We start from the raw sequence: 24,571 nt of genomic DNA on the forward strand, positions 1-24,571 counted from the left end.
CTAAGCTGGTACGGCTCCCCACGTGGCGCTATCTCAGGGAACTCCCCCAGGTCGGAAACGAAGCAAGGGTACCTGTGCTCTAGCGGGTACGTGGGGAGTCTTGCATTTGCAGCGCAAATGCGGGACTCCCCACCGCTGTACACCTGCTCGCCACCCGCCCCGCATCTGCTGAACGAGCGTAGAGCTCGCGAACGAGCGTGCACCTGAAGCACGGTATCTCGTCTATACGCTGGTGCGTCAGCTATACGCCGGTACCGATGACGCCTGTTTCGGTCGAGGCTGCCGCCGCCGGCAGGTCGACGCGGAACGTCGCGCCGCCACCAGGCGTCTCGTGCACGCTGACCGTGCCGTGGTGGGCATCGACGATCGACTTCACGATGGCGAGGCCGAGGCCCGACCCGCCCGTCTCGCGGTTGCGCGAGTTGTCGGCGCGCCAGAAGCGGTTGAAGATCTTCTCGCGGATCTGCTCGGGCACGCCCTCGCCGTGGTCGACGATCTCGAAGCGCGCCATCGGAGGGGCGGGGGCCGTCGCTTCCGGGTCGGCCGGGTCGGCGGGCACGGACGACACGGCGATCTCGATCGGCGAGCCCTCCTCGGTGTGCCGCATGGCATTGCCGATGAGGTTGGTCATGAGCTGGCGCACCTTGTGCTCGTCGCCGAGCACGGCGGGCGACGCGTCATCGAGCGACACCGCGACCTCGCGTCCCGGCGCCTGCGCGCGGGCGTCGAGCGCCGCGTCCTGCGCGAGCCGGTTCAGATCGAGGGCGGTGCGTTCGAGGGCGCGGCCCTCGTCGAGGCGGGCGAGCGCGAGCAGATCCTCGACGAGCGAGGTCATGCGGATCGCCTCCTTCTCGATGCGCTCCATGGCCTGGCCGATGTGTTCGTCGTCTTGCAGCGCGCCCATGCGGTACAGCTCGGCGTAGCCGCGCACCGACACGAGGGGAGTGCGCAGCTCGTGGCTCGCGTCGCCGATGAAGCGGCGCATCTGCTCGATGGTGCGCGCCCGGTCTTCGAGCGACCCGTCGAGCCGGTCGAGCATGACGTTGAGCGATTCGCCGAGGTGCCCGACCTCGGTGTGTGTGCTCGGCACCATGATGCGCTTCGAGTAGTCGCCGCGGGAGATCTCGAGGGCCGTCTTCTCGACCTCGGCGAGCGGCAGCAGCGTCGTCGTGATGAGCAGGCGCGTGAGGGCCGCGCCGAGCAGGATGACGGCGATGCCGAAGCCCGTGAACACGGTGACGTAGTTCGCGATGATCTGGTTGATGCCCGCGGTCGATTCGGCGATGAGCAGGGTGCCGCTCGGCTGGCCGTCGGGGCCTGCGATGGGCCTGACGACGGCGCGCCACTCGACGCCCTGCGCGCTGTGCAGGGCGAAGACGGCGTCGTCGAGACTGAGCACCCGGTCCATCGAGAGGCCCTGCACCTGGGGCACCGCAGCGTCGCTGCCGAGCGTGTTGTCGTACTGCAGATCGCCGTCGGTGTTCAACAGGCCGACGTAGTACTGCTGGTTCGCGTAGAGCACGTCGGCGCGCTCGAGCGCGTTCGTGTTCGCACCGCGGGCGAGTGCGTTCGTCGGGTCGGTGCGCAGCTGCACGAGGCGGTTCGCCTGGTTGGCGCTCAGCATCGGGTGCAGCACCGACAGCGTGCCGACGCCCGCGACGATCAGCCCGAGGAAGAGGATGAAGACGGTGACGCCGGTGATCTTCGCGCGCAGCGAGATGTCGTTCCAGCGGTCGCTCCAGTTGCGCGCGCGCTGATGCCTGCGGGGCGGGGCGGGCGAGGGGGTCGTCGGCGATCCCTGGCCGGATGCCGGCCCGGCCCCCTGCTGCCCCGCAGCCGATGCCCCTGCCCGAGACACCCTACTTCGATTCGGTCTTGAGCATGTAGCCGAAGCCGCGCTTCGTCTGGATCAGCGACTCTTCGGTCAGCGGATCGAGCTTGCGGCGCAGGTACGAGATGTACGACTCGACGATGCCGGCGTCGCCGTTGAAGTCGTACTCCCAGACGTGGTCGAGGATCTGCGCCTTCGACAGCACGCGGTTCGCGTTCTGCATGAGGTAGCGCAGCAGCTTGAACTCGGTGGGGGAGAGCTCGACCGCGGCGCCCGAGACGGACACCTCGTGCGTGTCCTGATCCATGGTGATGGGACCGATGCTGAGCACCGAATCCTCGTCCTCCTGGATGGTGCGGCGCAGCACCGCTTTGATGCGGGCGATGATCTCATCGAGGCTGAACGGCTTCGTGACGTAGTCGTCGCCGCCGACGGTGAGGCCCTCGACCTTGTCCTCGGTCTCGTCCTTCGCGGTGAGGAAGATGATGGGGGCCGTGTAGCCGGCCGACCGGAGGCGCTTGGTGACGCTGAACCCGTTCATGTCGGGCAGCATCACGTCGAGAACGATGAGGTCGGGTTCTTCTTCGAGAACGGCCGAGATCGTCTGCGCGCCGTTGGCGACGGCCCGCACGCCGAATCCAGCAAATCGGAGGCTCGTGCTGAGCAGCTCGCGGATGCTGGGCTCGTCGTCGACGATGAGAATCCGGGGTCCCTTGTGCTGAGTAGTCATGACTCCAGTCTCTGAATATTTGCTATGAAGTCGCTGACAGTGGATGCGGTCGTGCGCGATGGCGCGATCGCTCAGGCGCCGTGCTCGCGCGAGCGCGCGAACCAGCTGCGCAGCTCCTCGCGATTGCCGATCGCGAGCTTCGCGTAGACGTGGGCGAGGTGGGTCTCGACCGTGCGCGGCGACAGGTGCAGGCGCTCGGCGACCTGCTTCGACGGGTAGCCGAGGGCCGTGAACAGCGCGATCTCGCGCTCGCGGCTCGTCAGCGACCCCGCGGGCGGCAGCGGCAGCCAGACCCCGAGCTCCGAGAGCAGGCGCTCCTCGGGAATGAGGTCGTTCGAGCTGCTGCCCACGAGCGTGCGGATGTGGGTGAGCAGCACCTCGCCGATGGGCTGGTCGATGCGCGCGGCGAGCGCTTCGGCGCGCGCCAGGTAGCGCTGCGCCGCCGGGCCCGCCTCGTGCGCGAAGATGTCGATCGCCTCGAGCTCGATGAGCGGCAGGTCCTGCTCCGCGGCCCAATCGGTGAGCGCGGTCGCGTGGCTCCTGATGGACGGGTCGCGCAGCCAGTGCCGGGCACGCAGCGAGAGGATGCCGACGAAGCCGAACAGTGTGCGCGAGAGACCGGGCGCCGGGGTGGCGGCGAGGCGCAGCGATCGCTGCGCCTTCTGATGCTCGCCGAGCGTCGCATACGTGAGCGCCGCGATCGCGTGCGCGAGCGATGCGAGACGCATCGGGTCGTCGGTCTCCAGCTGCTCGAGGATGGGGCCGATGAGCTCTGCGGCCTCGACCCACCGGCCCTCCTGCGCGGCGAAGAGCGTGATCGACAGCTCGACGGTGCGCGTGAGCGTTCGCAGGGCGCGCACGTCATCGCGGGGTGTCGCGTACTCGCGCAGCGCGAGGTCGGTCGACTGCATCGTGCCCCGCGCCCAGTGGGCGAGGAAGTACGCGAAGCTCTCGACGTCGCCCGACGTACTGGGCTCGGGGTCGTTCAGCAGCATGATCTGGCGCGCGTTCTCGGCGAGCGCGATCGCGGAGCGGAACTCGCCGCGCTGCACGCGCAGCAGGGCTTCGAACGCATGGGCCGAGATGGCGTGCCGGTCGCTGCCGAGGGTGTGGTCGCCAGGGGTCGGCGCGCAGAGTTCGAACGCCTCGCGCAGCCTGCCGGCGAAGGTGAGCGAGCGGATCTTGGCCGACTGGACGACGTACTGCGGGTCGAAGCCCTGCGCACGCCACCGCTCCGCCCACATGTCGTAGTGCTCGGCTGCAGCGGCGGGATCGCTCTGGTACGTCGGGTGGCAGCGCACCGACATGACGATGAGCCCGGCCTGCGTATCGAACGGGACCTGCGAGAAGCGGTCGTCATCGGCGATGAAGGCGTTGAGCGCCTCGACCGCGTCGACGAGGGCGTCTCGGTCGCCGAGGAAGTAGGCGAGGTTCGTCGCCCGCATGATGGCCTCGGCCGACGGTCGCGCCTCGGGATGCGTCATCGCGGCGAGCGCCAGCGTGAGCGTGAAGGGCAGGTCGCCGTGCCGCGCCGACTGCCGCAGCGCATGCCACAGCAGGTCGACGGGCAGCGGGCGGCCGCTGTCGGTGCCGAACTTCACGAGACGCAGATAGGTGCCGTCGGCGAACGGCGCGGCCGCCGGGTCTTGATTCAGAGCCTCGAAGCATTGGGAGGCGATCGCGACGCGCTGTAGCGGCGACAGTCCCGCGCGCAGGGCGTTGCCCACGATCGGGATCTCGGTCCGCAGCGATGTCTGTCCGGCCGCGTCGCTGTGCACCGTGAGGATGTGGCGGGAGAGCAGTGCGTTGACCGTCGCCGAGTCGAGCAGCCGGAAGAGCGCCGGTTCGTGCACCGGGCTCGCATACGCCACGAAGTCGAGGGTCTCGCGCTCGATCGGGGTGAGCGCGCCGAGCTGGTCGATGAAATCGGTCGGGGCGATGTCGTCCTCCGGCCGCACCCAGGCCGTGCGCCGTGCCCGCTGCACCGCACCGCGGCGCTCAGCCGAGACGGCGAGCGTGATGAGGGCGTGCTGGTTGCCGTTCGTCGCCGCGTGCCAGCGGCGCAGGAGGTCGGGGGCGATCGCATGGACCTCGAAGATCTGCATGAGCAGCGCCCGCGACTCCTTGAGCGTGAGCGGGGCGACTGCCTGCTGGATCACCTCGGGGTTGCGCGCCAGCCGGTCGGCGGCGCCGGCGATGCGCCGCGCCGTGCAGATGAGCCTGACCCGTCGTGCGCGTGCGAGCCCCTCGAGCAGCACCGTGCTCTCGTAGTCGTACTGGTCGATGTTGAGGGCGATCGCGAGCATGCCGGTCTCGCCGGTCGGGTGCTCGAACCGCTCGAGCAGTGCTTCGAGTTCGTCGTGCACCCCCGTGAAGCCGGCTCCGCCGGGTCGGATGGGATCTTCGGTCGCGCCGATGAGCACGTACTCGAGACGGGTGCTGATCGCCTTCTCGAAGTGCTGGGCGGCGGCCTGGGCGATGTACGCCTTGCCGCTGCCGGGCGCGCCGACGAGTACGACGCAGACGCCCTCCGGGGCGAGCAGGTCGGCGATGTGGCTGATGCGAGCCTCGAGCGGGCCGTTCGGCAGCTCGGATGTCAGGGGCGACGTCGTTGCAGGCAGCCGAGAGCTCGCGCTGTTCGGTGCTTCCGACGGTTGCTCGATAGGCACAAGACCCCCTCAGTCCCGCTCCCCCCTATGCTGCGAATGGCTGCCCAGTTAAGCACAGAAATCTCCGAAGAGGGCCCGGTGGCGCGCACGTGCGTCTTCGCGGGCGTATTGGTCGCGCATTGGTTGCACTGAGGCGTTCGCTATTCGAATCCTGTCAAGATACGTATTTCTCCCGGATCCCGAAAGCTGTGAGTTTCTTTAGCGTTCGTATGCATACACGGATGCGTCTCCCCGGTGCGGGAGGGCACCCTCGAATTCGTTGGGGGCGAGGACGTAATGGGGCGTCGACTGGTGAACTCAGAGCAGGGATCGGCGCGCCGTCGTGCGCACAGTGCGAGGCGGTGGTCGCGCTCGAAGCCGCTGGCGGCGATCGCGGGCGTCGCGGTCGCGTCGCTCGCGGTGATGGGTATCGCCAGCCCGTCGCTGGCCGAGGAAACCGCTCCGGCGGAGGCGCCGGTCGTCGAACAGTCCGTCGCCGCCGAGGCTCCGGTCGTCGAGGCCCCCGTGGTCGAAGCGCCCGTGGTCGAGGCTCCGGTCGTGGAAGCGCCGGCTGCGGATACGCCGGTGGTCGAGCCTCCCGCCGTCGCAGAGCCCGCCGCAGACCCTGCGATCGTTCCAGCCCCTGAGACGCTGCCTGCCGGGCCCCCCGCGGCCGGCAGCGCTCAGGCCACCGACCCGGCCGATCCCGCAGCGGCCGTCGACGCTCCGCCGTACCTGCGATTCGCCGTCATCGATGCGGCGGGTACACCGCTCCCCGGAACGACAGTGCAGATGCAGGGCGTGAAGAACCTCTCCGTCGCCGACGACGGCGCCGACAGCCAGTGGGCAGGGGCGCTCACGCTCACCGCTCTCGACAACATCGGACAGGCCGGATACGCGGGGCTCGACCTCGACCCCGCTCCTGGCGCGATGCTCGTGAAGCAGCTCGTCGACGACTCCGACCCTGGGGCCGTGCACGACGTCGCCGCGGGCGAGACGTACCGGGTGCGCGCTGTCGCGGCCCCCGAGGGGCTCGCGGTCGGCGATGACGCCGCGTGGACCGAGATCGCTTCGGCCGCCGATGCGGGTGAAACCGGCCAGCTGGTGCTCGCACCGGCAGCGGAAGAGACGCCCGAGCCGGCCGCCGAACCGCCGGCCGCCGAGACGCCGGCGGAGCCCGCCGGCCCCGCGGCACGGACCGCTGCGCCCGAGGCGAATCTGCTCGCGGCCCCTCCGGGTACGCTGGCGAAGGGTTCGTACGGTCGATCGGATGACGCGGATCCGACGAGCACTTGGACTACCGGTGGCCCGCCTTCTCCGCAGGCCGAGATCAACAATTTCACCAGCAGTGTCGACCCGGACGGTGCGGATTGGCGATATACCGCGAGCTGGAGTCGAACGGGCGTGAACGGTGAGTTCGGCTGGGTAGTCGAATATACGGTTGCCGGAGAATCCTGGGGGCCCGCCGATGTGCCAGCTGCGGACCAGGTGCCGCGCCCGGACCGGAGCCTGGGCGGCACGGCAATCCGGGTGAACAGTAAAGGGCAAGATACTCGGGCCATCATCTGCACGTATACCTCTCAAGCGGACTACCCGACCAGCTGGTCCGGGAGCAACTGCGTCACCATACTGAACGCAGCGACGTACGGCCCGAACACGGTATCCCTCGATTTCCTGCTTCCGAGCGAGCTCTTCGGCACCCCGGGGTGCCCACCGACGTTCGGTTCGACTGCATATGTTCGCGCCTGGACCGGCGGCCTGCAATTGCAGACCTGGGCGGCACCGCAGCCGTTCACCCCGCCGTCGACCTGCGGCTCGCTCTCGATCGTGAAGGCGTTCGACGCCACGGTCCCTGCGGGCGCAGCCTCCGGTGTGACCTTCACCGGTGCTTATGCCTGCGTGGTGAACAGCCAGACCGTGGCCTCGGGAACCTGGTCGCGCACCGGCACCGGCGCCGCGACGCTGACCCCGGCGACGGGAAGCCCGGCACCGACGGCCATTCCGCCGGGGGCGACATGCTCCGCTACAGAGAATGCACCGATCGGAGGGCTGCCGAACGGCAGTTGGGCGTGGGACAGCCCCACGATCACCGGGCCGGTGACCATCGTCGAGCAGACACCGAGCTCGATCACGGTGACGAACCAGATGAAGCGCCTGTACGGCGGCTTCCAGGTGACCAAGGTCGTGCCCGAGGGCAGCACCGCCGACGCGGATGCCGCGTATGCGGGCGGCTGGGCCTGCGCGTTCGAGGGCGAGCAGACCGCCACCGGTACCTGGGGTCCGATCAAGGCCGGCGAGACCTGGACGATGAACGAATCGAACACGGTGCTGCTCGGCTCGACCTGCTCGGTGACATCCGAGACCCGCGCCGACTGGCCGGTCGTGACCGACCACTCCTATCAGTGGGACGGGGCGCCGGGCCTCGGCGACTCGGTCATCGCGACGAGCGGCGGCCTCGCCACCATCACCGTGACGAACCGGACCGAGCGCGTACTCGGCTCGGTGGCGTGGTCGAAGGTCGACGGCGGCGGTGCGGCGCTCGCCGGCTCCGAATGGGAGCTGACCGGCCCGACCGGCTTCTCCACGATGCAGTTGTCGGCTGAGACCTGCACCGGCAGCGCCGTACCGACGACCGAGCCGACCTGCACCTATACCGACGTCGGGAAGTTCTCCGTCGACAACCTCCTCTGGGGCGACTACACGCTGAGAGAGACGAAGGCGCCCGCGGGCTACATCCCGGACACCACGGCGCACCCCTTCACGATCGGCGAAGGCTCGCTCGAAGGCGTGATCGCCGGGCTCGATGGCAACGCCGTGGTGAACCTCCCGATCCCTGGCCCCGCACTGCCCATGAGCGGCGGTCTCGGCAGCGACTTCTACGCGCTCGCGGGAGGCGGAGTGATGCTCGCGGGCCTCGCCACCGCAGGCGTGCTCATGCTGCGCCGTCGACGCGAGGAGGTCGTCTAGATTTCCCCCGCGAACCGCGGCCGGTCGAGACCCGAGGCGAGTATCGCTCGCTCTCCCGGCCGCCCGAGACGACCCGTACCCGTACCGCTCGGTTCCAGCGACGGAGCCAGAGAACGAATCCAGAAGAGAGTGAACGACATGAGTAGGAAGAGTGCAGTGCTCCACCGCACGGCTGCAGGGATCGGGGCCCTCGCCCTGGTCTTCGCCGGGGCAGTGGCGATGGGAACCGCGGCGAACGCCGTCACCGGGCCGGCGCCCGACCAGCCGGGCGCGCCGACGGCCGGTACCCTCACGATCAACAAGTACTCGGGTGCGCATACCCCGACGCCCGACCCCGCCGACCTGCTCGACGGCGTGGAGTTCACCGTCACCCAGGTCGGTCATACGGTCGGGGGAGCCTGCGTCGCGCTCGACCTCACGGATGCCGACAACTGGGACGGGCTGCCCGAGCTGTTCGACAGCGCGCCGACCGCGCCCGCCGATCCCCTCTGCTTGACCGGCACCCAGCAGGTCGAGTCGACGGTCGACGGGCAGGCGATTTTCGACCTGGGCGTCGGCGTCTACTACGTCGTGGAGACCGGCTCCGGTGACCACCCGATCGTGTCGCCGGTGCCGAACTTCTACGTCTCGATCCCGACGTCGAACGGCGCATCCGGCGACGGTTGGAACTACGACGTCGTCGCCGACCCGAAGAACCAGCTCTCCGAGGCTCCGAGCAAAGTCATCTCCGACCGGCCCGACGCACTGGTCATCGGCAGCAACGTGACCTGGACGCTGACCGTGCCGATCCCGACGTTCAACAACGACGAGACGTTCACGACCGCTTCGATGACCGACACGCTGCCCGCGGGCCTGGCCTACACGAGCTCGACCATCGAGGTGGGCGGTGAGACGCTCACCGAGGGCGACGACTACACCGTGACCGGGGCCACGACCTGGAGCTTCGGTGCGACCGGCCTCGCCGCGCTCGACGCGAACCAGGGCGGCGACATCACCATCACGCTCGTCACCCAGGTGACGACGGTATCGGAGTCGGGCCACATCGTGAACGATGATTACGAGAGCAGCTTCAACGGGACCGTCGTTCCCGGCGAAGACTTCCCCCACACCTACTGGGGGCAGCTGAACATCCAGAAGAACGACAACTCGACCCCGGCTCGCGGGCTCGAGGGGGCCGAGTTCCAGGTCTTCGAGATGGGGGCGAGCTGCCCGGCAGAAGCTCCGGGCAGCGGCGCAGTCGCCACCGGCGTCTCCGATGACAACGGCGTCGTGCAGTGGACGGGCGTGACCCCGGCCTCGCCGCTCGGCCTGTGGGTCGCGAACTCGAACGCCGGCGAACTCACCGACCCGTCCAAGGACTACTGCGTATATGAGACCGTGATTCCCGCGGGCCACACCGTCGGTACGTCCATCACGAACCCCGTCTCGATCGAGCCGGGCACCGTCAACGTGGCGAACTTCACCGTCGTGAACAACAAGAAGCCGGGCCCGGCGCTGCCGCTCACCGGTTCGACCGGCACCCTCGCCATGACGATCGGCGGCATCGCGATCATCGCGCTCGGCGCCGGAACGCTGCTGGTGTCGCGTCGACACTGCAAGGGGTCGCTCTGATCGGGTAGCGGCGGTGTGAGCCGTCGCATCCGGCCCGGGTGCCGCTCACCCCGCTGAACTCGGGTGGCGAATCGGAGGATTCGCCACCCGAGACCGTTCCCGCACAGGCGCACGAGGTAGCCGAGAGGAGCAGCAGATGAGTCTTTCGACACTGGCTCCGCGCGAACATCATGACGCGCGGCCACCGCAGCAGTCGGCCGGCACCTGGCGGTTCCCCTGGCTGCAGGCCATCACCGGGCTCGTGATGCTCGTCGGGTTCTGCGTCTTCCTCTACCCGTCGACCGCCGCCTGGTTCTCCCAGCTCGACCAGTCGCGCATCATCGAGATCTCGCAGGCCGAGCTCGACCTGCCGCCGAACAACGGCGCGCAGTTCCGGGCCGACCAGCTCGCCCGGGCGCACGAGTACAACGACTCGCTCGCCAGCGGCGCACTGTTCGCGGCGCACTCGCGCGTGCCCGTCGGCGACGGCGATCAGCCGATGGGCGAAGACGCCTACGACGAACTGCTGAACAGCTCGGGCACCGGCTTCATGGGGCGGCTCAGCTACGACTCCCTCGACATCGATCTGCCGATCTACCACGGCACGAGCGACGACACCCTCGGCACGGGCGTCGGCCACCTCGAGGGCACCTCGCTCCCGGTCGGCGGCATCGGTACCCGGTCGGTGCTCACGGCGCACCGGGGGCTGCCCTCTGCGAGGCTCTTCACCGACCTGAACCACGCGAAGGCCGGCGACACCTTCACCGTGTCGGTGCTCGATCAGGTGCTCACCTACCGAGTCATCGAGACACGGGTCATCGAGCCCGAAGACACCGAATCGATCCGGGCGCAGGCCGACCGGGACCTGGTGACGCTCGTCACCTGCACCCCGCTCGGCCTGAACACGCAGCGCATCATCGTCACAGGGGAGCGCGTGACCCCGACGCCGGCCGCCGATATCGAGCGCGCCCAGCACCGGCCCGGCATCCCGGGGTTCCCGTGGTGGGCCGTCGGGGCCCTGGCGGCGGTCGCCCTGCTGTCGGCCTACGTCTGGCAGGCGGGCCGGCCGCGCGCTGCACGACCCGAGCCCGGCACCGCAGCATCCGCGAAGGGCGGCATCATCATGGACGGATGATTCGAGGCTTCGGGCGCGCTTCGTCACGCCCGATCGAACCCGGCCGGCTCAGGCCCCCATTTTCCTCAGCCGCGCCGCGGAAGAGAGCACACGGATGCACGGTCGTCGCGCGGTTTCCCCAAGTGCCGCGCCGCCGAAAGGGCGATCCGGTCAGTGCTCCGTTCACCGCCGGGCCGCGACCTGCAGGGTCTCAGGCCCGGCGGTGAACCCTGTTACAGATCATCGGTGTCGAGGATCGTGTACGCATACCCCTGCTCGGCGAGGAACCGCTGACGGTTCTGCGCGAAATCCTGGTCGACCGTGTCGCGCGCGATGAGCGTGTAGAACGAGGCCGTCACATCGGTCGACTTCGGGCGCAGCAGCCTCCCGAGGCGCTGCGCCTCCTCCTGGCGCGAGCCGAACGACCCCGAGATCTGAATCGCGACCGACGCATCTGGCAGGTCGACCGAGAAGTTCGCGACCTTCGAGACGACGAGAATGCGCTCCTCACCGGTGCGGAACGCCTGGAAGAGGCGCTCGCGCTCGTCGACCGGGGTCTGCCCCGTGATGAGCGGGGCGCCGAGCGCCTCCGACATCGCCTCGAGCTGGTCGATGTACTGGCCGATGACGAGCACCTGCTCGCCCGGATGCTTCGCGATGATGCGCTGGGCGACCTGCTGCTTCACCGTCGTCGACGACGCGATACGGTAGCGATCCTGGTCTTCGGCGACCGCATAATCCATGCGTTCGCTCTCGGGAAGGTCGACGCGCACCTCGAAGCAGGCGGCGGGCGCGATGAAGCCCTGCGCCTCGATGTCCTTCCACGCCGCGTCGTAGCGCTTCGGGCCGATGAGGCTGAAGACATCGCCCTCGCGGCCGTCTTCGCGCACGAGCGTCGCGGTGAGACCGAGACGGCGGCGGGCCTGCAGGTCGGCGGTCAGCTTGAAGATCGGGGCGGGCAGCAGGTGCACCTCGTCGTAGACGATGACGCCCCAATCCTCGGCGTTCAAGAGCGACAGGTGCGCGTATTCGCCCTTCCGGCGGCTGGTGAGGATCTGGTAGGTCGCGATCGTGACCGGTTTCACCTCTTTCACCTGGCCCGAATACTCGCCGATCTCGTCTTCGGTGAGGCTCGTGCGGCGCAGCAGCTCGTCGCGCCACTGCCGGGCCGAGACCGCGTTCGTCACGAGGATGAGCGATTTCGCGCCGAGCGCCGCCATCGATGCCGCGCCGACGATCGTCTTGCCCGCTCCGCACGGCAGCACGACGACGCCCGATCCGCCGCGCTGAAACGCCTCGACGGCCTTCGCCTGGTAGTCGCGCAGATGCCACTCGTCGGTCTCGACGAGCTCGATGCCGTAGGGCTCGCCGGGTGTGTAGCCCGCGAGATCCTCCGCAGGCCAGCCGCGCGCCACGAGCTGCTGCTTGAGCTCGCCGCGCGCCCACGCCTCGACCGGGAAGGTGCGGTCGTCGAGCCTGTTGCCCAGCAGCGGGGCGATCTTCTTCGCGCTCGACACCTCGCGCAGAATGGCGGGCTCGTCGCTGCGGAGCACGAGCGCGCCCTCGTGCTCGCCGCCGAACTCGTCGGCGCCGGCCCGCTCGATGGTGAGACGGCCGTAGCGGCGCATGGTGTCGGCGATCTCGCTCGCGACGCCGCTCGGCACCGGGAACTTCGCGTAGCGGTTCAGGGTGTCGAGGATGTCCTCTGCCGTGTGGCCCGCGGCGCGCGCGTTCCAGAGACCGAGGCGCGTGACGCGGTAGGTGTGGATGTGCTCGGGTGCGCGCTCGAGCTCGGCGAAGACCGCGAGCTCGTGGCGTGCCTCTTCGGCATCCGGGTGCGCGACCTCCAGCAGGAGCGTGTGGTCGCTTTGGACGATGAGGGGCCCGAGAGTCATAGCGATCCAGTCTACCCGCTCGCGCGCTCGCGGCGCCGGCGCAGCTCGGCTGCGCCGGCCGTTGTCAGCGAATGCCGACGTAGAAGCGCGACTCGCCGCTGCGGTGCAGAGCGTGATAGCGCTCGAACGGCACTCCCTGCTCGTCCCAGACGACCGACTCGATCGAGAGTACGGGCTCATTCGGCTGCAGCTGCAGCAGTGTGGCGTCGTCTTGGCTCGGCAGTACGGCACCGATCCAGCGGTCGGCGCCGCTGGGTCGCACGCCCATATGGCGGCGCAGGTGCTCGTAGAGTGAGCGGTTCTCGAGGTTCGAGCGTTTGAGTCCGGGAAAGCGCGCTTGCGGTAGCACCGTGTCGACCAACAGCCAGGGGGTCGAGTCGACCGAGCGCAGGCGGCGAAGCCGCCATACCGGACTGCCGGCTTCGAGCTTCAGCTCCTCGGCTTCGACCGCATCCGCAGTCGAAGCGCGGAACTCGATGACGTTCGTCGTGATCAGCCTCCCGGTAGCTGCGAGGTCGGCCGACGAACCCATGAGGGAGCCGATGAACTTGAGGTCTGGGCGCTGGGGCGAGACGAATGAACCGCGAGCGCGCACCTTGTAAATGAGGCCGGCACGAACGAGGTCGGCAAGCGCTTCGCGCACGACGGTACGAGAGACGCCGTAGCGATCGATGAGTTCGGCCTCGGAGGGGAGCGCCTGGTCCGGTTGCAAGTTGCCGGACTTGATGGTCTCGCGCAGCACGACCGAGAGCTGATGCCAGAGCGGTGTGGCTGCGGAGCGATCGAGCGCTGCCGCTGTCGGAGTGTTCGGCACGTGGCTCCTTCGTTCAATGACTGGCCAGGGCGGCAACCCAACTCGAGCGTACATTGCGGAATCGTTATCTTCGCAAAGTTGACAGCCGGGTGCGCCGCCCATAATCTGATCACTACCAACTCGTCATGACAAGTTGGTAACTATAAGGATCTTAAGGCTGCGTGCGCTTCAAAGTCGAGTGACGCGGTTCGTGGAAGATCTGACCCAGACCGCGAAGGCGCGAGCCCAGGAGGCAAAACAATGAAGTTCACATTCACCCGACGGGTGCTCAGCGGCGTGGCGGCGCTCACGACTGCAGCATTGCTCATGACAGGTTGTGCAGGTGGCTCGGGCGATGGTTCCGAGACTGCCGACGGCGAGCCGGAAGGACTCAAGATCGCCCTGTCCAACGGCTTCGTCAACGGATGGCGCCTCACTCTCATCGACAAGTTCGAGAAGACCGCTGAACAGCTCAAGAAAGACGGCGTCGTCTCGGAGTTCTCGGTCGTCAACGCGCCCGGCGAGAACAGCGCGACCGAGCAGGCGTCGCAGATCCGCAGTCTCATGCTGCAGAACCCGGATGTATTGATGGTCATTCCGGCTTCTTCGACGGCGCTGATCCCCGTGGTCGAAGAAGCATGCACTGCAGGTATCAATGTCGTCATCCTGGACGCCGACATGGATACGAGCTGCGGCACGGTCGTTCGCAATGATTACTCGCAGTGGGGCGCAGATTCGCTCCAGCCCGCCCTCGATGCCATCGACGGAAAGGGCAATATCATCCTCAACCGCGGCGTGATCGGTTCTCAGCCGGACGAGGCCTTCTACGCCCGTCAGCAGGAGATCCTTGCGGATTACCCCGACGTGAAGGTGGTCGCCGAAGTCAATGGTTTCTGCGATTCGCCGACCGCGCAGAAGGAGATCGTCGCAATCCTCGGTTCGATGCCCGAGATCGCGGCCGTCCCCGGCTGCATCGGCGGCATGGGCGTCGTCCAGGCCTTCGAGTCGGCAGGTCGCGACATCCCCGTCGTCGTCTTCGACACCGATGGCAAGTCGCTCAGCTTCTGGAAGGAACGCGGCATCGACAACGGCTCGTTCGCAGCACTGACCGACCCCGGACAGGTAGTCGCGGCAATCTACGTCGCTTTGGCGAAGGAGCGCGGCGATAAGGTACCCGATCAGGTCGTACTGCCTCTCGTGCAGGTGACCCAGGACAACCTCGACTACTGGGTCGATGCGCTGAGCGTCGACGAGTACGCCGCGAACGCATGGGATGAGGCGACGACCGATGCCGCCATCGCCGCTCTGCTCAAGGGCGAAGACGTCCAGGTTCCTGCACTCCCGTAACCGCCGCATGACCGACCAGTCCGAGAGAAAGAACATTTCGATGACGAGTTCGATGCTGGGGCGCGAGCCCGAAACGAACCACGGCAGGCGCACCTTACTCGAAGCGCGAGGCGTCTCCAAGCGCTATGGCAGCACAGTCGCCCTGGCGGGCGGCGATATCGCCGTCGTCTCCGGAGAGATTCTCGGGCTGGTCGGCCACAACGGCGCAGGCAAGAGCACGCTCATGCGCTTGCTCGCAGGTCGGGAGGCCGCCGACACCGGCACCATCGCGTGGCATTCCGGCGGTGCCTGGAATCAGAATGCGGCCGAGACGGCCGGCGTGCGCATGATCTATCAGGAGCTCGCGCTCTGCCCCGACCTCACGGTCGCCGAGAACATTGCGCTCTCGACCCCCGCTTCGACCGGATGGAGCTGGCGTCGCCGAGCCGAGCACGAGATCGTTGAGACGCTCGATCGCGTTTTCCCGGGACACGGCATCGACATCATGAAGCGTACGAGCGACCTTCCGATGCCGCAGCGGCAGATGGTCGAGATCGCGCGCGCAATGTGCACGCCGAACCTGTCGATGCTGATTCTCGACGAGCCTACGGAATCTCTCAGCCTGCAGGCGATGCAGCAGATGTACGAAGCGCTGCACGTGCTCGCAGCCCAGGGCATCGGAATGGTGCTGATCTCGCACCGTATGCAAGAGGTGCTCGCCAATGCCGACCGCATCGCCGTGCTGAAGGATGGACGTATCGTCGAAGTCTCCGACGCATCCGACACCTCCGAAGAACGCCTGCTCGTGGCGATGGGCGGAGACGTGCACGCCGACACCGCCATCATGCGGAGCATCGAAGAGGTCGAGGAAAGCCTCGAGCACTCGAACGAAGGCACCATCGCCACGGTACCGGGCAACGCAATGCCGTTCTCGGTGCGTGCGGGCGAGATCGTCGGCCTCGCTGGTCTCGCCGGGCACGGCCAGGAAGAGCTCTTGAAGCGGCTCTGGAACGGCGGCCGCGGAGTCGAAGCGGCCAAGCGTCGCACCTATGTGCCTGGGGACCGGCAGACAAGCGGGATCTTCCCTCTCTGGACGGTAGCCGATAACCTCACCGTTTCGGCCACACGTCAGTTGGCGACAATCGGCATCATTTCGGTGCCCAGACAGCGGGACCTTGCGGCGGACTGGGTCGACCGCCTGAAAGTGAAAGGCGGGGCGAAAGCCCCCATCACCTCGCTGTCCGGCGGCAATCAGCAGAAGGTGCTCATCGCACGGGCCTTCGCGACTGATGCGCCTCTCGTGCTCCTCGACGATCCGTTCCGGGGCGTCGATGTGAAGACCAAGAACGAGCTCTATGCGTTGATGCGCATCGAAGCCTCGCGAGGCCGCTCGATCGTCTGGTACTCCACCGATAACGGAGAGATGGCGCACTGCGACCGCGTCTACGTATTCCGCTCCGGAGAGGCCGTGAGCGAGCTGCGCGGCGGCGAGATCACTGAAGACCGAATCATCGCCGACTCGTTCGGCGCCGAACACCACACCGATGTGCAGCGGGCCCTCGGCCAGCACGATTCGAAGGAGAACCGATGAGCACCGCGACTGCATCCCTACCCTCATCGGCCCAGCGCTTCCGGGCCGGCGCACTCAATGGTTCGCCGGCGCTCCTCGCGCTTGTCGCGCTGATCGCGATCTTCGTCATCACCGCGATCCTGCAGCCGGGTATTCTCAGCGTGTCGGGCCTGACACTCATGCTCATGTCATCAGTGCCGCTCGTACTCGCATCGCAGGCCCAGATGATCATCATGGCGGTCGGCGACATCGATCTGAGCGTCGGATACCTCGTCGGGCTCGTAACCGTGATCGTCGCCAAGCTGCTCATCGATACCCCGCTGATCGCGGCTGGGCTCATCATCGGAATCATCGCAGTCTATGCGGTCATCGCATACGCAGTGCAGCGGCGCGGAGTTCCCTCGATCATCGTCACGCTCGGGCTGTCCTTCGTCTGGCTCGGCGTCGGCCTGCAGATCAGCCCGACGCCCGGCGGTGAAACGCCCCAGTGGCTGTCGGCGCTGTCGACTTGGCGTCCGAGCTGGATTCCCGCCCCTCTCGTGTTCATCGCAGTCGCGACCGTGCTCGGCTGGTACGTCACACGCCGCGCGAAGTCCGGCGCGCGGATCAGAGCGCTCGGATCGCAGGCCGCGACGCTCGAGAAGACCGGGGCCTCGCTCGTCGGCACTCGCGTGCTCGCCTACTCGGTCGCGGCCGTGTTCATGGTGCTCGCCGGGCTCATCCTCGCTTCGCAGACCTGGTCGGGCGATATCAATGCGGCGACGGAATACACGCTCATGACGATCGCAGCAGTGATCCTCGGCGGCGGTACCTTCTCGGGCGGTCGGGCGCTGCCGATCGGCACGACCCTCGGAGCCATCACGCTCGGCCTCATCACGGTGCTGCTGAGCCTCATCAATCTGTCTTCCAGCCTGCAGTCGGCGGCTCAGGGCGCGATCGTGCTCGCCGTACTCGCCGGCCGCATCATCACCGAGAGGTTCGCACGATGAACGCACAAGCCGCAGCGCCCTCCCCGCGAAGCCGCGGGTTCGTCTGGCCGGCCTGGGGATGGTCTCTCCTCGGAGTGATCGCCGTATGGGGCATCATCATCTCCGTGCGCCCCGGCGCTCCCTTCGACCCGCTCGTGCAAGCCCTCTCGCTCGCACCGTTCCTCGTGCTCGTCGCCCTCGGACAGATGCTCGTTATCACGCTCGGCCCCGGCAATATCGATGTCTCGGTCGGCACCGTCATATCGATGGCTTCATACGTCTCCGTCGCGGTAGGCATGAACGCCGGCCCGATCATCGGGCTGCTCGCCGCGATCATTTCTGGCTGCATCGCCGGCCTCGTGAGCGTCGCCGCGATTTTGCTGCTGCGAGTTCCTCCCATCATCGCGACCCTCGCCACGAGCCTGATCGTCACGAGCGGCACCCTGCTCCTCGCCGACTCAGCACGCGGAGGAGCAGCGCCCTCCCTCCGCGCCTTCGTCAACGCCAAAGTGCTCGGCGTCCCTGTCACCGCATTGCTCGTGGCGGCCATCACAGCCATCATCTGGTTCGTGCTGCGCCGTACGCGCTTCGGCATCTCGGTGATAGCCGTTGGCCAGAGCGCACCGGCCGCGGAGCGCGCCGGGATCTCGGTGAAGTTGGTCACGGCGATCACCTACCTGATCTGCGCAGGCTTCGCCGGGCTCGTCGGCGGTCTGCTCGCAGCCTTCATCTCGCCCAGCACCGTTCTCGGAACTTCGTACATGCTCGACTCGATCGCAGTGGTCGTCATCGGAGGCACGCTGATCGCAGGCGGCCGACCGATCGCCATCGGCACCTGGACCGGTGCCATGTTCTTCGTGCTGCTCTCGGGCCTGCTGAATCTCGTCGGCTGGTCGGTCGGTGCTCAGAACGTGCTCAAGGGCGTGCTGGTCGTGCTCGTCGTGGTCGTCGCTGCGGCTTCCACGGGAACCGGCCGGCGCACGCTGCGCAGATTCCGTCGCTCGTTCGCGCCGGGGCCCGGCGACTCCGACGATACCGACGACCCCGGTGCTGCCGGGACCTCAGAGAACTCGCACCACGCACAACAGAAGGAGAAAACACATGGCTGATCTCGACGACCTCCGTGAAGGCACCGATTACTCGGGCGCCCCTGCCGAACGGAACGATTTCCATTTGAAGGGACTATCGGGGCAGGACTGGGGCATGCGCGCGCGCCTGTCACGAGTGTTCGACCCGAAGGACGGCAAGACCGTCATGCTCGCATTCGATCATGGGTACTTCCAGGGGCCGACCTCGGGCCTCGAGCGACTCGACCGCTCGATCCTGCCGCTGGTGCCTCAGGCCGACGCGCTGATGTGCACACGGGGGGCGCTGCGCACCACGGTTCCGGCCGACAACGGGAAAGGCATCGTGCTGCGGGCCTCGGGCGGACCGAGCGTCTTGGGAGACCTCTCGAAGGAGGAGATCGCTGTCTCGATCGATGATGCAGTGCGCCTTGACGCAGCTGCGCTCGCCGTGCAGGTCTTCATCGGGAGCGAGAACGAGACCAAGTCAGTGCACAACCTGACCACGCTGGTTGACCAAGGGCAAGCGGCAGGCATCCCGGTGCTCGGCGTCACTGCGGTCGGGAAGGACATGGTGCGCGATGCGCGCTACTTCCGTCTCGCGACCCGCATCATGGCGGAGCTCGGCGCAGGCTTCGTGAAGACCTACTTCGTGGAGGACGGGTTCGAGACCGTCACGAGCGCATGCCCCGTTCCGATCGTCATCGCCGGTGGCAAGAAGGTCGAGGAGCGCGAGGCGCTGCGCGTCGCGTATCGTGCGATCGACCAGGGCGCTGCAGGCGTCGACATGGGCCGCAATGTCTTCCAGTCTGAGCACCCGGCCGAGATGCTCACCGCCGTCCGAGCAGTCGTGCACGATGGGCTGACCGACGCCGAGGCATACGAGCTCTTCCAGACCCTCACCCACTGATCCCGTCCGGCGAGCGCCTGCGAACGGGCGCTCGCCGGCCCGAAAGGCGATCCATGTCAACGCTCAGCACCTACGCCGAACCCAGCACGGCCGATGTCGTCGTCATCGGCGCCGGGATCAACGGCCTCGCCATCACACGTGAGGCGGCACGACGCGGCCTGCGCGTCGTGATGATCGATCGCGACGATATCGCGGCGCGCACATCGGCGATCTCGACCCGCCTCATCCACGGCGGACTCAAGTACCTCGAGCGGTTCGAAGTCCCGCTCGTTCTCGAGTCGATCCGCGAGCGCGACGTGCTGCTGCGTTCCGCTCCGCACCTGGTGCGGCCGTATCCGATGCTCATTCCGTTCTCACGCGGCGCATCTCGGCCCGGTTGGATGCTGTCGTGCGGGTTGATGCTGCACGATATTCTTGCATTCCGTAAGAAGCTGCCGTGGAACCGCATCGTCTTCTCGAAGCAGCTGCAACGCAACTGGCCTGCCGTCGCCGAAGGCGGAGTGAAATGGGGCGGCGTCTTCCAGGACGCGCACGTTCCCGTGACCGAGCGCTTCGCTATGGAACTTGCGATCGACTCCGCTCGGCACGGGGCCCAGATCCTGACGCATACCCCCGTCGTCACGATGCTGCACAACGGAAGCGGCATCGCCGGCGTCGTGTACCGCGACCGTGAAACCGGTGACGAGCGCGAGCTCCGCGCCCGTGTCGTCGTCAACTCGGCGGGACCCTGGGTCGATGAGGTCCTCGAGCTCGACGGTGCGCACGATCGCCGTATCGGCCCGACCAAGGGCAGCCATCTCATCGTCGACGCATTCTCCGGGGCCCCGCGCACCTGCATATTCTTCGAATCGCCTGATGACCAGCGCCCGATGTTCGTGCTGCCCTGGCACGACGGCAAGTACATGATCGGAACCACGGATCTGCCCTACGACGAGTCGATCGATGAGATCGTCATCAATGATGACGAAATCGCGTATCTGCTGCGCGCGGTGAACAGGTTGCTGCCTTCGGCCGGATTGACGGCCGATGACGTGCTCTGGTCGTACTCCGGAGTGCGCCCGCTGCCCTATGTCGCGGACCTCTCGGATCCGTCGTCGGTGACCCGCGACAGCGACATCGTCGAGCACACCGGCACAGCACGGGGCCTGATGAGCGTCATCGGCGGCAAGTACACGACCCATCGAGCCCTCGGCGAGGAGGCCCTGCGTCACATCGAGACGGCCCTCGGCATGAGCCATCGCCGGTCGGGAACGCGAACGGCCATGTTCCCGGGCGCACCGCCCGCAGGCGTGCGGGAGTTCCGTCAGCAATTCGCTGCCACCAGCGTTCTGACCGATCGGTCTGCCCTGCGTCTCGCCTCGGTATATGGAACGTTCGCGTGGCGTATCGAAGCGATCGCCGAGCAGCACGCCGAACTGCGCGAGGTCGTCGATGAAGAAAGCGGAGCGATCGCCGCCGAGCTCGTCTACGCGGTGCGCGAAGAAGGAGCAGTGACGCTCGAGGACGTACTGCTGCGGCGCACGACCATCGCGCTGGGTAGCGATGTCGCACTCGCCTGCGCTCCGCGGGCAGTCGAGATCCTGGTCGCGCATGCCGGATGGTCACGGGAGTACGCTAGCGAGGAGCTCGCGCGCTATCGGTCCGCGGTCCGTCGTTTCGCTCCCCGTGCACTCGCTGGAGATGCCAGTGGCACAGAGCCGAGGCGGTCTCGGCGGACGGAAACCGGAACTCACGTGGAGCAGGGGGAACGATGAAAACCTGCTTCGTCGGGATCGATGTCGGCTCGACATCAGCGAAAGCGGCGGCGTTCGATGCGAGCGGTTCCGAGATCGCGACGGTCGCGGCACCGAATCCGCGTGTCGCGGTCGCCCGAGACCGTCAGGAGATCGATATGGCGGCACTGTGGGATGTCGTCTGCGGAGTGCTGCGAGAGTTGACCGATGGTCTCGCGCGTGATGGCTGGAGCATCGCCTCGCTCGGGTGCACGGGGCATGGCAACGGGCTGTACCTCGTCGACGAAGAGTTGCGACCAGTGCGCACCGCATTCGCCTCTACGGATAGCCGTGCGGAGGAGATCGTCGGCGCCCTCGAGGCAGTTCAAGTCGAGCGCACTCGTTCGCTCACCGGATCGATGCCCTGGGCAGCGCAGCCCGCGGTGCTGCTGCGCTGGCTGCACGAACACGAGCCGGAGACGCTGCAGCGCTCCTATCGCGCCTTGACCTGCAAGGACTGGTTGACGACCTGCCTCACCGGTGCTCCGAGCGCTGACCTCTCCGATTCTTCGGGCTGCGGGCTCGTGAACCTTCGCACCCGGGAGTACGAACCGGCGGTGTTCGAAATGCTCGGGCTGCCCGCCGACCTGATGCGGCTGCTCCCGGATCTGCACGATTCGGACGCGATCGTCGGACGGGTGACTGCGGCGACGGCGCAGCTCACGGGGCTGCCGGAAGACGTACCCGTGGTCGCCGGCTGTATGGATTGCGTGGCGAGTCCGCTCGGAGCAGGCGCTGCCGAGCTCGGCGATGTCACCGTGATCATGGGCACCTGGGCGATCAACGCCGTGGTTGTGCCCGCCGACGACGAACCGCCTCGGGTGACCATCAACGCGCTGTTGCCGAATCGCGACCTCATGCTCGCGATGGAGGTCGCGCCGACCTCGGCAGTGAGCATCGAATGGGCGGCGAGGCTGCTGGGAGCCAGGTCGGAGCGGCCCCTCACCCCCAAGGATCTGCTCGAAGCCGCGCAGGAGATTCCGCCGCTGGCCGACGGACTCATCTTCCTGCCCTTCATACACGGAGCCCCGGAGCATCTCGGGGCATCCGGGGCGCTGCTCGGCGCGATGGGGAGTCACGGTTTCCCGCATGTCGCGCGGGCGGTAGCGGAAGGTATCACGCAGTATCATCGCGTGCAGCTCGAGAAGGTCATGGCTTCTGGAGCTGAGGTGTCCGACGCGCCGTGGACGCTCGCCGGCGGCGGCGCGAAGAATCCGCAGTGGGCGCAGATGTTCGCCGATATCGTCGGGCACCCGATCCGGCGCCAGCTCGGCACGGAGCTCGGAGCGCGCGGTGTCGCGTCGCTCGCCGCCGCAGGTATCGGTGTCGATATGTCGGCCTGGAAGGTGGTGCCCGACCCCGAACTGGTGGTCGAGCCCGGCCCGGATCGGGCAAGATATCGAGAACAGGCGGAGCGCTTCGACCGCATCATCACGTCCATGTCAGCAGTCTGGGAGGAATACGCATGACGACTCAGCAGGAGCGCGATCTCGCGCAGATCGTACGCGTCAGTCGCGAGATCGGTTCAGACCCATCGTTCGTGCTGCACGGCGGAGGCAACACCTCGATCAAGAGCACAGGCGTCGATATCACCGGTGACGAAGTCGATCTCGTGCTCGTGAAGGGGAGCGGTTGGGACCTGGCCACGATCGAAGCGCCCGGATTCGCGCCGCTGCGACGGGATCGCCTTGCCGCCCTGCTCGAACTGTCATCGCTCGACGACGAGGACGTGGTCAACGAACTGCGCCAGGCATCGCTCGATTCTCGGGCGCCGACTGCGTCGATCGAGGCGCTGCTCCACTCGTACCTTCCGGCGAAGGTCGTGCTCCATTCGCACGCCGACGCTATCGTCGCGCTCACGAACAGCGGCCTAAGCGACACCGAGATCGTCGAAGTGCTGGGCGAACGCGTCCTCGTGCTGCCCTATGTCATGCCGGGCTTCGGCCTTGCGAGACTGCTCGCCGGGACCGATGTCGGCGGGGTCGACGCGATAGTACTGCGCAACCATGGGTTGTTCACCTTCGACGACGACGCCGACGCGGCGCTCAATCGGCACCGCGAGCTCGTCGGCGTTGCGGCGTCCGTGCTCAGCGCGGAACACTGGGGAAATCCCGGTACTGACGCCGCCAGGACGGGGGCGCTGATCGACCTCGCTGACCTGCGCCTGGTGATCTCGCGCATCGCCGGTCGTCCGCAGTTCGTCCGTCAGTCGACCTCGGCGCGTGCGCTCGAGTTCGCCCAGCGCGAGGGATTGGACGATCTGACCTCGCGAGGCACCGCAACTCCTGAACACGTCATCTACACGAAGCGCTCGCCGATGATCGGGAGAGATGCGATTGCATTCGCTGCGGAGTACCGGGCGTACGTGGACCGGCAGCGCTCACGTGCCGCCGGTCCGATCACCGAACTGCCGGCCTCTCCTCGAGTGGTGCTTGACGCGGAGTACGGCATGCTGGTCACGGGCGGCACTCCGCGCGACCTGCGCATCACCCACGACATCGCTCTGCACACAATGGATGTCATCGATGCCGCCGAGCGCATCGGCCGCTACAACTCGCTCGACGAGAGCAGTACCTTCGACATCGAATATTGGTCGCTCGAACAGGCGAAGCTCGCGGGGCGCACTGCGAAGCCGCTCGTCGGAGAAGTTGCTATCGTGACCGGTGCCGCATCGGGCATCGGCCGCTCGGTCGCGGAGCAGCTGCTTGCCCAGGGCGCCGCGGTCGTGGGTATCGATCTCAGCCCGGGCGTCGAGAGTGCCTTTGCCGCTGAAGAGTGGCGGGGCATCACCGGAGATGTCGCTTCGAGCGAGGCGATCGAAGCCGCGATCGACACTGCGGTACGCGATTTCGGTGGGGTCGACATGCTGGTTGTCGCGGCCGGTATCTTCCCGCCGAGCGAAGCGATCGCAGATCTCGACGACGAGGTCTGGGACCGGGCTTTCCGAGTCAATACCACGGCTGTGGCACGAATCTTCCGCGCGACGCACCCGTTGCTTGCACGTTCGCCCCGCGGAGGCCGTGTGGTGCTCATCTCGACGAAGAATGTCGCGGCCCCTGGGCCCGGTGCCGCCGCCTATTCGGCGAGCAAGACCGCTGCGGCGCAGCTCGCACGAGTCGCGGCGCTCGAATGGGCGGCGGATGGCATTCGCGTCAACCAGGTGGAACCCGACGCTGTGTTCGATACGGCGATCTGGACCGACGAGCTGCTGCGCGAGCGAGCCGCGAACTACGGCCTGAGCGTCGACGAGTACCGCACCCGGAATCTGCTTCGCACGGAGGTTCGTAGCGCGACCGTGGCTGACGCCGTCGTTGCTTTCTGCGAACGTTTCCCGGCGACGACAGGCGCCCACCTGAGCGTCGACGGGGGTAACGACCGGGTGATCTGACCGCC

The 24,571-nt window shown here is 67.3% G+C and carries 16 protein-coding genes and 1 other RNA gene; 12 read left to right on the plus strand and 5 right to left on the minus strand.

Going from position 1 to position 24,571, the window contains the following annotated elements; translation table 11 throughout:
• Positions 1-9 precede the first annotated feature (9 nt).
• An RNA gene (gene ffs, locus NHL51_RS00520) (signal recognition particle sRNA small type) lies at positions 10-106 on the plus strand.
• Between the two features lie 135 nt (positions 107-241).
• Here ffs and NHL51_RS00525 read toward each other — a convergent pair.
• The 3 genes from NHL51_RS00525 to NHL51_RS00535 all read right to left on the minus strand — a co-directional run bounded on the left by NHL51_RS00525 (position 242) and on the right by NHL51_RS00535 (position 5,230).
• Entirely contained in the window at positions 242-1,858 is a 1,617-nt protein-coding gene (locus NHL51_RS00525) for a sensor histidine kinase (protein ID WP_434140973.1), read from the minus strand.
• A 1-nt stretch (position 1,859) separates the two neighbouring features.
• Positions 1,860-2,561: a response regulator transcription factor gene (locus tag NHL51_RS00530; RefSeq protein ID WP_434140974.1), complete on the minus strand. Its 702-nt coding sequence runs from the start codon at positions 2,559-2,561 to the stop codon at positions 1,860-1,862.
• Between the two features lie 71 nt (positions 2,562-2,632).
• Positions 2,633-5,230 carry a LuxR C-terminal-related transcriptional regulator gene (locus NHL51_RS00535; RefSeq protein WP_434140975.1) on the minus strand — a complete coding sequence of 866 codons (2,598 nt, stop codon included), beginning with the start codon at positions 5,228-5,230 and terminating at the stop codon, positions 2,633-2,635.
• A 291-nt stretch (positions 5,231-5,521) separates the two neighbouring features.
• Between NHL51_RS00535 and NHL51_RS00540 the strand changes: the two genes are divergently transcribed.
• The 3 genes from NHL51_RS00540 to NHL51_RS00550 all read left to right on the plus strand — a co-directional run bounded on the left by NHL51_RS00540 (position 5,522) and on the right by NHL51_RS00550 (position 10,901).
• Entirely contained in the window at positions 5,522-8,176 is a 2,655-nt protein-coding gene (locus NHL51_RS00540; RefSeq protein ID WP_434140976.1) for a SpaA isopeptide-forming pilin-related protein, read from the plus strand.
• Positions 8,177-8,314: 138 nt separating this feature from the next.
• On the plus strand, positions 8,315-9,787 hold the full coding sequence (locus NHL51_RS00545; protein ID WP_434140977.1) for a SpaH/EbpB family LPXTG-anchored major pilin: 1,473 nt from the start codon (positions 8,315-8,317) through the stop codon (positions 9,785-9,787).
• Positions 9,788-9,923: 136 nt separating this feature from the next.
• Positions 9,924-10,901 (plus strand): class C sortase, encoded by a 978-nt coding sequence (locus NHL51_RS00550; protein ID WP_434140978.1) that lies wholly within the window; start codon positions 9,924-9,926, stop codon positions 10,899-10,901.
• Between the two features lie 212 nt (positions 10,902-11,113).
• On the opposite strand, the gene NHL51_RS00555 is transcribed toward NHL51_RS00550, so the two are convergent.
• Positions 11,114-12,775, minus strand: a complete 1,662-nt coding sequence (locus tag NHL51_RS00555) for a DNA repair helicase XPB (protein WP_434140979.1) — start codon at positions 12,773-12,775, stop codon at positions 11,114-11,116.
• 64 nt (positions 12,776-12,839) lie between these two features.
• Positions 12,840-13,589: a GntR family transcriptional regulator gene (locus NHL51_RS00560; protein ID WP_434140980.1), complete on the minus strand. Its 750-nt coding sequence runs from the start codon at positions 13,587-13,589 to the stop codon at positions 12,840-12,842.
• Positions 13,590-13,829: 240 nt separating this feature from the next.
• Here NHL51_RS00560 and NHL51_RS00565 point away from each other — a divergent pair, with 240 nt between their 5' ends.
• From NHL51_RS00565 to NHL51_RS00600, 8 genes are read left to right on the plus strand one after another with little or no spacing between them, the layout of a single operon-like run.
• Entirely contained in the window at positions 13,830-14,915 is a 1,086-nt protein-coding gene (locus NHL51_RS00565) for a substrate-binding domain-containing protein (RefSeq protein ID WP_434140981.1), read from the plus strand.
• A 40-nt stretch (positions 14,916-14,955) separates the two neighbouring features.
• Complete coding sequence (locus NHL51_RS00570) at positions 14,956-16,485, plus strand: sugar ABC transporter ATP-binding protein (RefSeq protein WP_434140982.1); 1,530 nt, start codon at positions 14,956-14,958, stop codon at positions 16,483-16,485.
• Positions 16,482-17,453: an ABC transporter permease gene (locus tag NHL51_RS00575; RefSeq protein WP_434140983.1), complete on the plus strand. Its 972-nt coding sequence runs from the start codon at positions 16,482-16,484 to the stop codon at positions 17,451-17,453. Before NHL51_RS00570 ends, NHL51_RS00575 begins: the two co-directional genes overlap by 4 nt.
• Complete coding sequence (locus NHL51_RS00580; RefSeq protein WP_434140985.1) at positions 17,450-18,541, plus strand: ABC transporter permease; 1,092 nt, start codon at positions 17,450-17,452, stop codon at positions 18,539-18,541. Before NHL51_RS00575 ends, NHL51_RS00580 begins: the two co-directional genes overlap by 4 nt.
• The gene (gene lsrF / locus NHL51_RS00585; RefSeq protein ID WP_434140986.1) at positions 18,534-19,406 is read left to right on the plus strand and encodes a 3-hydroxy-5-phosphonooxypentane-2,4-dione thiolase; all 873 of its coding nucleotides are present in this window, start codon (positions 18,534-18,536) and stop codon (positions 19,404-19,406) included. Before NHL51_RS00580 ends, lsrF begins: the two co-directional genes overlap by 8 nt.
• Positions 19,407-19,459: 53 nt before the next feature.
• Positions 19,460-21,160, plus strand: a complete 1,701-nt coding sequence (glpD, locus tag NHL51_RS00590; protein ID WP_434140988.1) for a glycerol-3-phosphate dehydrogenase — start codon at positions 19,460-19,462, stop codon at positions 21,158-21,160.
• Positions 21,157-22,647 (plus strand): FGGY-family carbohydrate kinase, encoded by a 1,491-nt coding sequence (locus NHL51_RS00595; protein WP_434140989.1) that lies wholly within the window; start codon positions 21,157-21,159, stop codon positions 22,645-22,647. Before glpD ends, NHL51_RS00595 begins: the two co-directional genes overlap by 4 nt.
• Positions 22,644-24,566, plus strand: coding sequence for an SDR family NAD(P)-dependent oxidoreductase (locus NHL51_RS00600; protein ID WP_434140990.1), 1,923 nt, complete (start codon positions 22,644-22,646; stop codon positions 24,564-24,566). The genes NHL51_RS00595 and NHL51_RS00600 overlap by 4 nt, the downstream gene beginning before the upstream one ends.
• Positions 24,567-24,571: the final 5 nt, after the last annotated feature.

It is taken from the genome of Leucobacter sp. gxy201 (assembly GCF_051043335.1).
In the GTDB taxonomy this organism is placed as follows: domain Bacteria; phylum Actinomycetota; class Actinomycetes; order Actinomycetales; family Microbacteriaceae; genus Leucobacter.